13 protein-coding genes and 1 pseudogene are annotated in these 14130 nt (G+C 53.2%); 5 read left to right on the top strand and 9 right to left on the bottom strand.

Annotation, left to right across the window (positions count from 1 at the left end):
* Positions 1-55: 55 nt before the first annotated feature.
* The gene (locus ACOBR2_RS01445) at positions 56-1261 is read left to right on the top strand and encodes a VIT1/CCC1 transporter family protein (protein ID WP_420238305.1); all 1206 of its coding nucleotides are present in this window, start codon (positions 56-58) and stop codon (positions 1259-1261) included.
* 80 nt (positions 1262-1341) lie between these two features.
* Here ACOBR2_RS01445 and ACOBR2_RS01450 read toward each other — a convergent pair whose 3' ends face one another.
* The 9 genes from ACOBR2_RS01450 to pgi form a co-directional block, all read right to left on the bottom strand.
* Positions 1342-2196 (bottom strand): transaldolase family protein, encoded by an 855-nt coding sequence (locus tag ACOBR2_RS01450; protein WP_420238306.1) that lies wholly within the window; start codon positions 2194-2196, stop codon positions 1342-1344.
* Positions 2197-2202: 6 nt separating this feature from the next.
* Positions 2203-2790, bottom strand: coding sequence for an IS630 family transposase (locus ACOBR2_RS01455; RefSeq protein ID WP_420238307.1), 588 nt, complete (start codon positions 2788-2790; stop codon positions 2203-2205).
* Entirely contained in the window at positions 2688-3236 is a 549-nt protein-coding gene (locus ACOBR2_RS01460) for a winged helix-turn-helix domain-containing protein (RefSeq protein ID WP_420236305.1), read from the bottom strand. The genes ACOBR2_RS01455 and ACOBR2_RS01460 overlap by 103 nt, the downstream gene beginning before the upstream one ends.
* A 36-nt stretch (positions 3237-3272) precedes the next feature.
* Positions 3273-3548 carry a transaldolase family protein gene (locus ACOBR2_RS01465; protein WP_420238308.1) on the bottom strand — a complete coding sequence of 92 codons (276 nt, stop codon included), beginning with the start codon at positions 3546-3548 and terminating at the stop codon, positions 3273-3275.
* A gap of 16 nt (positions 3549-3564) precedes the next feature.
* On the bottom strand, positions 3565-4023 hold the full coding sequence (locus tag ACOBR2_RS01470; protein WP_420238309.1) for an RpiB/LacA/LacB family sugar-phosphate isomerase: 459 nt from the start codon (positions 4021-4023) through the stop codon (positions 3565-3567).
* Entirely contained in the window at positions 4014-6080 is a 2067-nt protein-coding gene (gene tkt, locus ACOBR2_RS01475) for a transketolase (RefSeq protein WP_420238310.1), read from the bottom strand. Before tkt ends, ACOBR2_RS01470 begins: the two co-directional genes overlap by 10 nt.
* A gap of 293 nt (positions 6081-6373) precedes the next feature.
* Entirely contained in the window at positions 6374-7684 is a 1311-nt protein-coding gene (locus tag ACOBR2_RS01480) for a carbohydrate porin (RefSeq protein ID WP_420238311.1), read from the bottom strand.
* A gap of 82 nt (positions 7685-7766) precedes the next feature.
* Positions 7767-9170 carry a sugar porter family MFS transporter gene (locus ACOBR2_RS01485; protein WP_420238312.1) on the bottom strand — a complete coding sequence of 468 codons (1404 nt, stop codon included), beginning with the start codon at positions 9168-9170 and terminating at the stop codon, positions 7767-7769.
* A complete protein-coding gene (gene pgi / locus ACOBR2_RS01490) occupies positions 9167-10813 on the bottom strand; it encodes a glucose-6-phosphate isomerase (RefSeq protein ID WP_420240050.1) in 1647 nt (548 codons plus the stop codon). Before pgi ends, ACOBR2_RS01485 begins: the two co-directional genes overlap by 4 nt.
* A gap of 357 nt (positions 10814-11170) precedes the next feature.
* Between pgi and ACOBR2_RS01495 the strand changes: the two genes are divergently transcribed.
* The 4 genes and pseudogenes from ACOBR2_RS01495 to atpD form a co-directional block, all read left to right on the top strand.
* The gene (locus tag ACOBR2_RS01495; protein ID WP_420238313.1) at positions 11171-11683 is read left to right on the top strand and encodes a universal stress protein; all 513 of its coding nucleotides are present in this window, start codon (positions 11171-11173) and stop codon (positions 11681-11683) included.
* Between the two features lie 154 nt (positions 11684-11837).
* Positions 11838-12002 carry a hypothetical protein gene (locus tag ACOBR2_RS01500; protein WP_420238314.1) on the top strand — a complete coding sequence of 55 codons (165 nt, stop codon included), beginning with the start codon at positions 11838-11840 and terminating at the stop codon, positions 12000-12002.
* Between the two features lie 21 nt (positions 12003-12023).
* Entirely contained in the window at positions 12024-12536 is a 513-nt protein-coding gene (locus ACOBR2_RS01505) for a universal stress protein (protein WP_420238315.1), read from the top strand.
* 57 nt (positions 12537-12593) lie between these two features.
* Positions 12594-13982: pseudogene (gene atpD, locus ACOBR2_RS01510) on the top strand (F0F1 ATP synthase subunit beta); the annotation flags it as partial.
* Positions 13983-14130: the final 148 nt, after the last annotated feature.

Genomic DNA, 14130 nt, shown 5'->3' on the forward strand with positions numbered 1-14130 from the left:
ACTGACCGGGAAAATGTTAACGACAGACGAACAACCTGCAAAATAGGAGTGAGACTTGGCCAATGATGCGTTGACCGGCGGCGAACTTAAGAAAGTCCTCGATGCACTTGGTGCCAATTGGCAAGCCGAGATGGAGGGGCACTATACCTATCAGACTTTAGCGGAACGCGATAGCGACCCTGTGCGCGCCCAGGTGCTACATCACTTGTCTGACGCCGAATGGGAGCACGCAGCATTGTGGGCTGGTCGCATCCGTGAGTTGAATGGTCTGGCACCGGTTTACAAAGGTAGTGAACGAGGGGAGGCGGACTCGTTGGCCAACCGCGCCGGCGGCATACAGATGGCCTTACGCCGATTGGAGATTGACGAAAGCCGCGACATTGCAAAATACGGCGAACAACTAAAAGAATTGGGAGATGCAGGTTCTCTCGCGATCCTCGATCGTGTTATCGAGGATGAGAAGGGTCACTACCAGGAACTTGGGTCTCTGTTACGCGGACGCTATCCGGTCTTGGGCGGTTCTACTAAACTCGACATCAAAGCGGCGCTCAAAGACTTGCTGGCAAAGAGCGACCAAGGACGCAAGCGGCCTGGTTCTTGGATCGGTGATGCCATCTACGGCGTCAATGATGGTCTCGGTGCTATCTTCGGCATTGTCTCTGGTGTCTCAGGTGCCACCGCCGGCGACAGCAAATATGTTCTTCTCGCGGGTCTCTCGGGCATGATCGCAAGCGCACTCTCGATGGGTTCAGGCGCTTACCTCGCAGCCAAGAGTGAGCGCGAGATTTACCGCGCGGAGGTTGCGCGCGAACGCGAAGCCATCCATATGAACGGCCCTGAGGCACGAGAACTACTTTCCCTCTACTATCAAACCAAAGGCCTTCCAGAGGATGACGCTCAACATATGGTCAACCACATTGCCAGCGACCCTGAGCAGTTGCTGTGCGCTCTGGCGAGCGAACGCCTTGGCTCCTCTGAGGAAGCACTCTCCAACCCGTTGATTTCGGCCAGTTCCGGTGCTCTCTCCACCGCTGTCGGTGCAAGCATTCCGATCATCCCCTTCTTCTTCATGCATGGGATCGAGGCGGTCATTGCTGCGGCTATCATCTCATTGGCTGCCCACTTTGCCGTCGGCGCAGCCAAGTCTCTGATCACTACACGTTCCTTGTGGTCCTCCGGCTTTGAAATGACCATTGTCGGCGCATTGGAAGGCGCCGTGACCTTCGGCATTGGAATACTGCTTGGTAAAGGCGGTATCTGAAGAAATGGATGTGTACGCACTTTGAAGCCACAATTCTCAGAAATTGCGTACACGAGTGAAGATCCCCGCCCGCCCGAAGCTCAGGCAAGCGCTGCTTTGAGCGCTTCGCTCTTCGAAGCAATGCAATCCAAAAGATCGCTCCATGAATTGGCGAACGAAGCGATGCCTTCACTGAGCAACTGGGTAGCGATGGCATCGGTATCAATGCCAGCTATTGCAAATTCAGTGAATATTCTGTCGTTGTTTTCCGGTAGAGCTTCTACCAAATCCTGGTGAGTGGCAAGAGCATTCAAGGTTGCCTCGGGCATTGTGTTGATCGTGGAAGGCAAGGCGAGGGCCTGGACGTACAGAATCTTCGAAGCCATAGGATCCTTGGTTCCTGTGCTGGCCCATAAAAGACGCTGCGGGCGGGCTCCAGCGCTTTGAATTCGCTGCCACCGCGGCGAATCGAGCAGTGTACGATACAACTCATAAGCCTTCTTGGCGATGGCGATTCCTAATTGGTTGTGCAACATCTCAGGCACATTCTGTGCTACTGCAACATCCCAACGGCTGACAAAGAGTGAAGCGACGGAACCGACATCTGGATTCAGTCCGGCGGCTATGCGCCGCTCAATACCGCGCATGTAAGCTTCTGCAGCAGCGACATATTGCGCACCGCTGAACAACAGAGTTACATTGACGGGCACGCCCGCGAAAATTGCTTCTTCAATTGCCGAAAGTCCCTCACTGGTACCTGGAATCTTGATGAAGAGATTGGGGCGGTCAGCGCGCTTGTGGAGAGCCATGGCCGCAGCCAGCGTGCCAGCCGTGTCGCGAGCGAGCAGCGGCGATACCTCCAAGGAAACCCAGCCATCTACACCGTCGGTTCGTTCATAAATGGGCCGGAAGAGATCGGCCGCCTGCCTACTGAGTCTCGCGTAATATGGTGACACGATAGATCAAAAAAAGAGTCCCGCGTGGTGCAGGAAAGAAAACGGCAGTATGGATTGGCGCACTCTCTCCATGCCGCTGCGCACACCGTCTTCAGCCTCGCCAAGTCCGGCAACACATCGGTTGGCCAATTCCTGACCTTTGATGTTGCTCCATAAGTCCTCTACCGGATTCAGATCAGGAGAATAACCTGGCAGCGTCTCTACCTGCAGCCAACTACGCTGGCTCTCCAGATACTGCTTCATCTTCCTGCTTTTGTGTGCAGGCAGTCCATCCCAGATCAGAATCACCTTCTGCCCGCGCAAGTGTTTCTTCAGATCACGCAAAAAGACGGTCAGCCGTTCGTCGTTGTAGCTGCCTGGCCGGGTCTGAAACCACAACCGGCATCGCTTGCCGTCCCAGCGATAGCCCAGTGCCGCGCTGATCGACAGCTTCTTCCAGTTGAAGGCATAAACCAACACCGGAGTCTCTCCCTTCGGCGCCCAAGTCCGTCTTACCGGCGGCCGCTCCGAGACTCCGCTTTCGTCCTGGAAGAGAATCCAGGCTCTTCGCCGCCGGGCGTTTTTTTTATTGCCGGCCACCGCTTCGCCATCCACAGCCGCCGACCTTCGTCATTGCGTTCCCGCGCTCGCTTGGCCGGCCGTTGCAGACTCCACTCAAGAGCGGCAAGAATCTTCCATACATGGCCGGGATGATAGTGAACGCCCGTGGTCCGTTCGATTACTGCCGCCACACGGGGCAATGTCCACAGATCGGTTCCGAAACCATGGGCCTGCGCGCCTTGACGCAACGCCTTGTCCACCTGCTTGAGTTGCGCCCCATCCAGTTTCGGCCGACGACCTGCCCGCCCCGCCCCGCGAATCCAACCCGGCTTATCCTGACGCCAAGCCTCGAACCATCGGCTCACGCTTTGACGGCTGATGAGGAGTTCACGGGCGATCTCTGCCTGTGAACGCTTGCCGGCGGCAAACAGACGCGCGGCGCGGCGGCGGCGTTCTTGCAGGGCTGCGAAGTCACGTCGTGGCGCATTGGATCGTGTCATGCCTGATAGCTTACTGCTACACGACCGACATTGTCACTATATTATGCGAGGTTCAGTAAGATCCTCAAGTGCCAACTCGAAGAACAGCTTCTCGCCAGACTTTCCTTCATCCAACTTTCGCCGGATGACATCGTCATAGTCGCTGCTGTTCTTGATAGCGTGATCGAAAATGGTTGGATTTGATGTGAGGCCGGTAACGGAAAGCTCCTGAATATAACCCATAAGCGTGCCGCTTGCAAGCAGTCGATGTGTGATGTTATCAAGCCATAAGCTCTGACCGATTTCGTGCAGTTTCTGCGTGGTTCGATTCATTTCATTTCTCCTTCATTCAATGCTCGATGGGATGCGTTTCCAATGCCAGCACCTTATCTACTCTGCGCTGGTGTCGCGGTGCTCCGCTGAAGCGCGCTTTCAGAAACGTTTCAATCAACTCCCAAGCCAGAGCCGGCCCAATCACCTGTCCACCGAGCGAAAAGACATTCATGTCGTCGTCTTCAACGCCCTGGTGAGCGGAGAAGACGTCGTGAATGAGTCCGGCGCGCACACCGGCGACTTTGTTGGCGCAAATGGATGCGCCCACACCGCTACCACAGAGCACGACTCCGCGATCTACTGTGCCAGCAGCGACCGCCCTAGCCAGTGGGATAACGTAATCCGGATAATCGTCTCCGGGGTTCGGTTGAGGTGCGCCAAAGTCAATGACCTCGTGGGCAGCAGTGCGCAGCAAATCTGCGATATGCGCTTTCAATGCAAAGCCTCCATGATCTGACGCGATTCCTACACGCATGATGCCTTCTCCTTGAGTTGGTCGAGCACATGATGAGCCTGTCTGCATACGTTCTCCACGGTGAAACCGTAGTGCTCCATCACGACTGGCCCGGGGGCCGATGAGCCAAATGTGTCTATCCCAATGACCGCAACCTTGGGGCCGACAAAGGATTGCCACCCAAGTGGAGAACCAGCCTCAATGACCAGCAGCGGTACACCTGTGGGCAGAACCTTCTCCCGGTAGGCGTCAGACTGCAAAGCAAACAGGTTGGTACTTGGCATACTCACCACTCTCGCGTTCACCCCATCATTCAGCAGTAGGTTCCGTGCCTCGATTGCAAGATGCACTTCCGATCCGGTTGCGATAAGAATGATCTCCGGAGGTTGCAATTCTGGAAAATCTGCGAGAATATATCCACCCTGCGAAACTCCAGCGGAAATAGCCGGATAATAATTGAGGTCGAGAACCGGAAGACTCTGCCGTGTGAGAACCAGTGCGACAGGCCCCTGCTTTCTTCCAATCGCCACTCGCCATGCAGCGACAGTCTCATTGGCATCGGCAGGCCGAAGGACAGTCATTCCCGGAATCGATCGCAGACCGATGAGTTGTTCCACAGGTTGGTGAGTGGGACCGTCCTCGCCCATTCCGATGCTGTCATGCGTAAAAATATAGATCACCGGCAGTGCGTTCATCGCCGCAAGTCGAATGGGAGGACGCATATAGTCGCAGAAGACGAAGAAGGTTCCGCCAAATGGAATTAGGCCACGGTGCAATGCCATTCCATTCAAGATGGCACCCATCGCATTTTCGCGGATGCCAAAGTGCATATTGCGCCCCGCCGAATCTTCGGGCTCAAAGCTGCCTGCCCCGTGAATGTCTGTATGCGTGCTGGGACCAAGATCTGCTGACCCTCCCATCATCTCTGGCAAGCGAGAAACGAGGACATCTATCACATTTCCTGATGCGACCCGCGTTGCCATCGGTCCATCCAACGAAGTAAACGACGGCAGACCGGCATCCCAATTTTGCGGTAGGTGTCCGTCGATTACTCTCTGGAACTCTTCAGCTAGCTTCGGGTGTTCCAGCGCGAAGGATTTGAATTGCAATTTCCAAACCTCTTGCGCAACGCTTCCGCGATTCACCGCTTTTCGGAAATGATCGAGCGCCTCTTCGGGGATATGAAACGAAGGAGAAACTGGCCAATTCATTCCTTCTTTGGTAAGACGCACTTCCTCAACGCCTAGGGCCTCGCCGTGAGCGGCTGCGGTGTCCTGCTTATGCGGGCTGCCAAAGCCTATGTGCGTGCGTACCGCAATCAAGGATGGCCGTCCAGTTTCTTCACGGGCATTGTTGAGTGCGAGCGCCACGGCTTCAACGTCGTTGCTCTGTTCGACTCGTTGCACGTGCCAACCGAAGGCAGCGAATCGCGCCATGCGATCCTCGGTAAACGTCAGTTCTGTACTACCCTCGATGGTTATATGATTGTCGGCGTAAAGAACGATCAGCTTTCCAAGATGTTGGTGACCCGCGATCGATCCAGCTTCCGAGGATATTCCTTCCTCAAGATCGCCATCGCTGACAAGAACGTAGGTGTAGTGATCCACGATCTGGTGACCGGGTCGATTAAAACGCGCCCCGAGCGCCATCTCAGCAATGGCCATGCCAACGCCGTTCGCAAGACCCTGGCCCAATGGTCCCGTGGTAGCTTCGACACCCGGCGTCTTGCCATACTCTGGATGCCCCGGCGTGCGACTACCCCATTGACGAAAGTTTTTCAATTCTTCAAGCGGTAATTCGAACCCCGTGACGTGAAGCAGAGCATAAAGCAACGCGCAACCATGGCCTGCCGACAAAATGAATCGATCCCGATCCGGCCAGTGGGGATCGTGCGGGTTGAACTTGAGTGAGCGATCCCACAGCGCGTACGCCATGGACGCCGAACCCATGGGCAGCCCTGGGTGGCCCGAGTTGGCCTTCTGCACCATGTCCACAGCAAGGAATCGAAGCGTATTGATGCACATCTTATCCAATACGGGTGGAGCAGTTGTTGGTGCGCATGTTGCAGAAGATGCCATGGCGGGTGTTTACCTTTCATAGTTGAAATGGGTTGAAAAACAGGCAGATACTCTTGACTCACCAATGAGTCAAGAGTGATTCGCTGCTACATCTTCAAGCCTGTAGCCTTGCACTCCTTGTGCTTGCATTCGCAGGGGGTCTTTGGACTCTTTGTATCTGCGCAGGTTGTGCTGCAATGCTTCTTGCCGTTTGCGGGTTGACAGTTACAGCCTGGATGTTCGCATTTTGTTGTGGTGGTCATAGAGGCTCCTTTTGTCCGAAGATGCCTTCACACTTTTGAAGGCTCTCTCATTTAGAAAATGATCCGCATTCTCATTCCCAGCAGTGCGGTTGTATAGGTCTTGGCTGCATAGGATGGGTGGTTTGAGAGTTCCAAATCAGGCCCAAGATCGACACTCTTCGTCAAGCGAAGCCGGTAAAAGGATTCCAAGACGCTCTCGTGGTGTTTAGCTCCACTGGTCGGCTCCGAATGGCTCACAGAAATGCCGAACATATCTCCGCGCCGGCCAAATGGCTTTACCTGGTCAAGACCAAGTTCTTCAACCTGCTTGATGGAAGTTCCTTTATCCGAAGCAAAGCCAAGTCTGCCAAACGGAGTCCATCCACTGCGCAACTCATGTTCGAAACCAATGCCGCCGCCAACACCACTGCCAAGCGATTGTGTGTCATCGCGCCAGAAGTTCATGCGGTAATCTCTGAACTTCTTGCCCGGAGAACCTGAAAACCAGCCGGTCTCAATGGATTGCATATACTTTCGATCTGCAAGTGTTTTCAGGTTTCCTTGCGGTGATCCCTCGGTATCGATTGTGAGCGCATGAATGTAGACATGCGAGGTCGCCTGGTACTCGACAGCAGCGCCGCCCGCGTATGCACCATCGGAGGCGAATGTCAGGTTGCCATCGCTGCTTCCGTTCAAGAACTGCGCGCGCTCGTCGTTGTTGAACATGCTCAGGCTGATGTATTCGTTGGGGTGTATTTTTCCGAGATAAAGGGAGAGTCTTTTGTGAAGAAGATCCTGTCGCCAGTAGAGGATATTCACCATGATTGGTTCTTGCGGACCGCCGCCCTGCAAGCAGTTGAGGGTCAGCGCGGAGCCAAGACTATCACTGAGATTGAATTGCTGACTGATGCCAATATTGGTACCTGAACGAACTAGCAGGCTAAGCATGCCAGCAGTGCTGCCATGGTCATAAACTTTTAGAGCTCCCGTAAAATCCGCCCGGCCGCTGACCTGCTCGTGTCGAACGCCATCTGGCGTACTCGTTGCATACTGGCTGACGAAGGTATAGGTCTCGCCGATCTTCAAATGAGCCGATTGGTTGATTCGATCCGTCAACCTTTCAAAGGGATCAAGGAATATTCCAAATGGATCTGGTTTCAGGATTGGATCAGACGGTATCTTGGAGAGCGCAATCGCATCCGCATCGAGTTCTTGTCGAAGATCGTCTGGCTCCTGGTTCAGGTCTACGTATCGTGCAACCTGGTCAGCAGAAACAATGTTTGAAGGAGTGCCGGCGCCGCTCTTTCCATCCTGTCCAACTGCCGACATACTCAATGCAATTAAGAACAATAGCAGTCCATTTCTCACATATCTCTCTTTCATGATTCCTATCGCTCATGCCTCACAAATAGCGGAGAAAGCGGACAAAGCATAATACAGTGCCCGCACTCAATGGATGCCCCAGTCACTGTCCTGTGGGTCTCTTATGCCAGAAGCTCTCAATCTCTTCGAGAGAGCGCCCCTTGGTCTCCGGAACCAGATAATAGGAGAACAACCAAGAACCAATGGCAAGCACTCCATACATCCAAAAAGTCAGGCTAGGTCCAAGCAACTTCAAAAGCGAGAGAAATGTGAGCGAAACCGCGAAGTTTGCAAGCCAATTGGCACCCGCCGCAATTCCAGCCGCAAGGCCGCGAATCTTCAGTGGGTAAATCTCTGCAATCAGCAACCAGAATATCGGTCCCAGGCTGATGGCAAACGATGCGACGTAGAACATAAGAATTACTACGGCAACTCCGGCGAACTCTCCGCCTTTGGCGAGATGAAAGATGTATCCGAGTGCACCGAGGCTGATGATCATGCCGGCAATGCCTGTCAGCAGCAATGGCCGTCGTCCGACGCGATCAATCAACCACATTGAGACCAACGTCATTACTACATTCACTGTTCCAATTCCTGCTGTAGCCAGAATGGAGCCTTGAATCGAGTTGATTCCAGCGGTGCGAATAATGTAAGGCGCGTAATAAATAATGGTATTGATACCGGTGACTTGCTGAAAGATGGCCAGACCGATGCCAATCATCAATGCTGGCCGGAGCGCAGGTAAAAGCAAGTCGGAGACGTGACCGCGCAGCGCGGATTCCTGAGAGGCCGTCTTGATCTCCCGGAATTCCATATCCACGTCTTGAGTGCCACGAATCTTGATCAATACAGTACGGGCAAGATCGAAGTGACCATGGCGAGCAAGGTAGCGAGGAGTCTCAGGCAGGAAGAGCATACCTGCGCCAAGCAGCCCGCCCGGAATCACGGCAAGGCCCAGCATCCATCTCCACGCGGCGGTTGGAGTAAAGGCGTAGTCTGCAAGATATGCAGCCAGAATTCCTACAGTAATTGCCAATTGGAATAGCGATACCTGCCAGCCGCGCGCGTTGGCTGGTGAAATTTCAGAGATATAGAGCGGGACAACAGAGCTGGCAAGACCGATTCCCATACCCACGATGACTCGACCAAGAATGAGTATCTCGATCGACCCTGCCGCAGCACATACCAATGCACCTGCAATGAAGACAACCGAAGTGATGAGCAGCATCTTTCTGCGCCCAAACCTATCCGACAGGCTGCCGCCGGTAATGGCAAGGACTGCGGCGCCAACCAGAACCGAGCTCACGGCAAGCTCTTGCTGAAAGATGGACAGTCCAAAGCTCTGCTTGATGAAGATCAGCGCTCCAGAGATCACGCCGGTGTCGTACCCAAAGAGCAGGCCGCCGATTGCAGCATAGATAGCTGCGATGTAGACGTACCTTTGATTTGCGACTGGGGTTCTGGCTGCGGAATTGGAAACAACGGGTCTAACTGCAGTGGCATTCATTCTGCACATTCTTTCTGGACGCTACGATACTGTTTGATCAATGCGTTAGTCGAGGAATCGTGCTTGAGATCTGAATCATTTGAAGAATCCAGTTCAGGGATGATGCGTTGGGCCAAGACCTTCCCTAGCTCCACGCCCCACTGATCGAAGGAATCAATATTCCAAATCACGCCTTGGGTGAAGACACTGTGCTCGTATAGAGCAACAAGTTTACCCAAAGCCGCAGGAGTCATTCGCTTCATAAGGATAGTGTTGGACGGCCGATTGCCTTCGAAGGTGCGATGAGGTGCGAGCCATGGTGGCGTGCCATCCGCCTCGACTTCCTGCGTGGTCTTGCCAAAGGCCAGTGCCTCAGTCTGCGCGAAAACGTTGGCCAGAAGAATGTCGTGGTGGGGGCCGATCGGATTGAGCGCTTGAGCAAATGCAATGAAGTCGCAAGGGATGAGTCTGGTTCCTTGGTGGATTAGTTGATAGAAAGAATGCTGGCCGTTTGTGCCGGGCTCTCCCCAATAGATCGGCGCGGTTTGATATTCAATTGCTGTCCCATTCACTGTCACGTGCTTGCCATTGCTCTCCATCGTCAACTGTTGCAAATAGGCTGGAAATCGCTTTAGATATTGCTCGTAAGGTAGGACCGCGATGCTTTCTGCTCCAAGAAAGTTGTTGTTATAAATTGCCAGCAGGCCCATCAGAACCGGGATATTGCGCTCGAAGGGGGCCGTGCGAAAATGAACATCCATTTCGTGAAAGCCGCCGAGCATTCTGCGGAAATTGTCTGGACCGATTGCGATCATGGTTGAGAGACCAATCGCCGAATCCATCGAATATCGTCCGCCCACCCAATCCCAGAACCCGAACATATTGGCTGTATCGATACCAAACTTTTCGACTTCTTCAGTATTGGTTGAGACGGCGACAAAATGCCTGGCGATGGAGGCGGAATGCTTCAGAGTCTCAAGCGCCCAGACGCGCGCTGTGTGCGCGTTGGTCATTGTCTCAAGGGTTGTAAAGGTTTTTGACGAGATGATGAAGAGCGTCTCCTCGGCATCCAGATCGCGGGTCGCCTCGTTGATGTCTGTACCATCGACGTTTGAAACAAACCGGAAAGTCAGATCGCGCTGGGAATAGTGACGCAAAGCTTCGTACGCCATGACTGGGCCAAGATCGGAGCCACCAATGCCGATATTGACGATATTGCGGATCGACTTTCCGGTATAGCCCTTCCACTCTCCGCCGCGCACTCTGTTAGAAAAAGTGGTCATCTTGTCCAGAACGTCATGCACTAAAGGCACAACGTCCACGCCATCGACAAGAATCTCGTCTCCGAGTGGCGCGCGCAATGCCACATGGAGAACTGCTCGCTTCTCCGTGACGTTGATTTTTTCGCCTCGGAACATGGCGTCCGTGCGTTGACGTAACCCAGAATCCTCGGCAAGTTGTAAAAGCAGTTTGACAGTCTCATCGGTAATGCGGTTTTTTGAATAATCAAGGTAAATGCCCGCGGCCTCCACCTTCAGACGCTCTCCGCGTGTCGGGTCTTGAGCAAAAAGATCTCTGAGATGAAGAGAGCGGTTCTTCGCAGCATGGGTCTCAAGCGCCTTCCATGTCTCGCCTTCAATGAGTGATGCAATGCCTTTTGTCATCTTCACAACACCTTTGATTGAACTTTGCTGCGATTTTAAGTCGCATCCAACATCTGCTACGGCCAGATTGATCTCGATAGTACAATCGCATACACTTTGCGACGTGCGAAGAATGAGTGCAAACGACAACTCTCAACATTGAGCAAAATCGTTCCTGTGAACTTTGAATATTCGAGACAGATGCGAGACCAGCATCTCATTCGCACTTTTGCATATCTGCCTCTTATTGCTCATGCTGTCGCGGGTTGAGAACGATTGCAGACTTAACCATGACTGTGCAAAAGTGCTCAGCCTCTGCTTTTTCAAAAGAGAACAATCGTGGTTTAGCCGCGACAATGATCCGGCGAGGAGACTGTCATGTCTGAACGTCCTACTTTGAAGTCCATTCCGACAAAGATTCTGTTGCCTATCGACTTCAGTCCATCGTCTCAAGTGGCTTTAGAAACAGCGGCTGACCTAGCTTTACACTTCCACGCAGAACTATTCCTTGTGAATGTGATTCCTCTCTTCTCGGCTTTTACGACTGAATACGCTGCTCCTCAATTGCAGTTACAACAGGAGGAGAAGACTCATTCAAAACAGCGTTTAGCGAGGGCATGTGCAGCTCTTTCTGCTAGGGGAGTAAAGGCTAGCTCCAGCGTCGAGGTTGCAAATGACATCGTGGGAGCCATCATGAATGTAGCTGAACGCGAGCATATCGACTTTGTAGTAATCTCCACACACGGCCTATCTGGATGGCATCCACTTGTGTTTGGATCAATTGCCGAGAAGGTTGTCAAACTCGTGCAGTGTCCACTTCTACTTCTTCACTCTGCCAAGCCCGAGACCATCATTACGACTCCATCAGATCGCTCAATGGAATGGTGGTAGTGAATGAAGCAGTACAGATCACCAATAGGAGAGCGTGATACTTGATCTGAAGAGAAAGCCGATTCTTCCCATGCTGCTGAATTGAGCGATGGAGCAATACAGACCAGATGTTCGTGGGACGAGGGGGGCATTGTAGGAGGAGGAGAAATCAACCATGCCGAAACAATTTGAAAATCCCGACGCAGCACAAATCGAGAACGAAACCGTCTCCGATGTGACTGCAGAAAAACGAATTGACCGTGTTGCTGAGGAAGCTGCGGAGCAAGCATCAAAGACAGAACAACGCTACGACAGCGTTCACACGATTATCTCGCACTAAGATTTTGTTGAGGAGGCCATCGTGTCTGAACATCCAGTACTACGTTCCATTCCGAGAGAAATATTGTTGCCAATTGACTTTAGCCCTTCATCCCAGGCGGCTTTGGACACAGCGGCAGACCTCGCTCTTCACTTCGATTCAGAACTGATTCTGGTAAATATCGTTCCGTGCTTCTCCATCTTCGCTTTGACATATTCTGTTCCTGATGTCGCCCTAGAACTGAAGATGAAGGCGCGGGCCGAGCAACTTCTCACGAAGTGCTGTGCAACTCTTGCAGCCAGGGGAGTTACGTCGCGCTACTCGATCAAGGTTGGCAACAACACGGCGGAGGATATTTTGGAACTGGTCGAGCGCGAGCACATCGATCTATTGGTCATCTCGACGCATGGTATTTCAGGGTGGCATCCTCTGGTTTTTGGATCAGTTGCGGAAAAGGTTGTGAAGCTTGTTCAGTGCCCCCTCTTGCTTCTTCGCTCAGTCAGGCCTGAGACCACTGTGGCAAAGCCGACAGCACGGTCGATGGAATGGTGGTAGGGATTTGGTGCATGGCGCAAACTCTCGCCTAAAAGGATGCTGTGAATTGAGGCCATTGTGACACCGGTATTAGAGAGCAATATCGACCGTTCGAATTATGGATCGGTTGTCTCGGTGCGTGGCGGTGTAGTCGATGTGAGATTTGATCGGCATTTACCTCCAATCTTCTCCGTTCTCCATGCTGGTGCAGAAGGCAAGATTATTGTCGAAGTGATGGCCCAGCTCGACGCAAGCAGGGTTCGTGGCATTGCGTTAACGCCGACTGAGGGCTTGGCCAGAGGAATGCAGGTTGAAGATTATGGTAAGCCGCTACAAGTGCCAGTCGGCCAGGAGATCATGTCGCGGATGTTCGACGTGTTTGGATCTTCCATCGATCGCAAACCTCCGCCTCAAAATGTCCAATGGAGAACCATTCATCGCGCACCTCCGTTGCTTGCTGAGCGTTCGACAAAGTCCGAGATCTTCGAGACGGGCATCAAGGCCATTGATGTGCTCGTGCCGCTAGAACGTGGAGGCAAGGCTGGATTGTTCGGTGGCGCTGGTGTGGGCAAGACGGTGCTTCTTACCGAGATGATCCACAACATGATTGGCCATCAGCAGGGTATGAGCATTTTTTGTGGAATCGGCGAGCGTTGCCGCGAAGGTGAGGAACTTTATCGCGGCATGAAGGACGCAGGCGTCTTGAACAACATGGTGATGGTCTACGGCCAGATGAACGAACCTCCAGGAAGCAGATTTCGCGTCGGCGCAGCAGCCCTGACGATGGCCGAGTATTTTCGCGACGATGAGCATCGGGACGTTCTTCTGTTGGTCGACAACATCTTCCGCTTCATTCAAGCCGGTATGGAAGTCTCTGGCCTTCTGGGCGAAATGCCTTCAAGGCTCGGATACCAGTCAACCATGGGGACCGATCTTTCGGGCCTTGAGGAGCGCATCGCCAATACTCATGCCGGCGCCATCACTTCGATTCAGGCTGTCTATGTGCCGGCTGACGATCTGACCGACCCTGCCGCAGTGCATGTGTTTTCACATCTCTCTGCATCGATCGTCCTATCGCGCAAACGGGCAAGCGAAGGTCTATATCCAGCGATTGATCTGCTTCAGTCCAGTTCAAAGATGGCCACGCCTGGTATCGTCGGTGACCGGCATTACAACCTGGCGCAAGAAATTCGCCGCACGCTGGCGCAGTATGAATCTCTCAAGGACATTGTAGCCATGCTCGGCATGGAGCAGCTTTCACTGGAAGATCGGAACGCCGTTGCACGAGCTCGTCGGTTGGAACGCTTTCTGACGCAACCGTTCTTCACGACTGAACAATTCAGCGGAATGAAGGGAGAGCTTGTAAGCCTGAAAGACTCACTGGATGGTTGCGAACGTATTCTCCGCGATGAGTTCAAAGACTACCCGGAGAGCGGGCTCTATATGATCGGCGCAATTGGGGAGGCCAAGATACCAGAGACAAATCAGCCAACAGAAAAAACGCCTGAAGAGAAGCAACCCGATGTGACTCAGCCAAAGGCAACGAGATCCAACGGAAATAATTCGGAAACCAAGAATACCGATCCGCAACCAAGAATTGCGACTGCGAGCACGC

The organism is Telmatobacter bradus (assembly GCF_048629425.1).
Classification (GTDB): Bacteria; Acidobacteriota; Terriglobia; order Terriglobales; family Acidobacteriaceae; genus Telmatobacter; species Telmatobacter bradus.

What these genes read in the sequence shown, in the direction of transcription:
- ACOBR2_RS01465 (WP_420238308.1), bottom strand. Translation starts at nt 3,548, where the DNA reads ATGAATCGAACCACGCAGAAACTGCACGAAATCGGTCAGAGCTTATGG.
- ACOBR2_RS01460 (WP_420236305.1), bottom strand. Translation starts at nt 3,236, where the DNA reads ATGACACGATCCAATGCGCCACGACGTGACTTCGCAGCCCTGCAAGAA.
- ACOBR2_RS01485 (WP_420238312.1), bottom strand. Translation starts at nt 9,170, where the DNA reads ATGAATGCCACTGCAGTTAGACCCGTTGTTTCCAATTCCGCAGCCAGA.
- ACOBR2_RS01470 (WP_420238309.1), bottom strand. Translation starts at nt 4,023, where the DNA reads ATGCGTGTAGGAATCGCGTCAGATCATGGAGGCTTTGCATTGAAAGCG.
- tkt (WP_420238310.1), bottom strand. Translation starts at nt 6,080, where the DNA reads ATGGCATCTTCTGCAACATGCGCACCAACAACTGCTCCACCCGTATTG.
- ACOBR2_RS01480 (WP_420238311.1), bottom strand. Translation starts at nt 7,684, where the DNA reads ATGAAAGAGAGATATGTGAGAAATGGACTGCTATTGTTCTTAATTGCA.
- pgi (WP_420240050.1), bottom strand. Translation starts at nt 10,813, where the DNA reads ATGACAAAAGGCATTGCATCACTCATTGAAGGCGAGACATGGAAGGCG.
- ACOBR2_RS01495 (WP_420238313.1), top strand. Translation starts at nt 11,171, where the DNA reads ATGTCTGAACGTCCTACTTTGAAGTCCATTCCGACAAAGATTCTGTTG.
- ACOBR2_RS01500 (WP_420238314.1), top strand. Translation starts at nt 11,838, where the DNA reads ATGCCGAAACAATTTGAAAATCCCGACGCAGCACAAATCGAGAACGAA.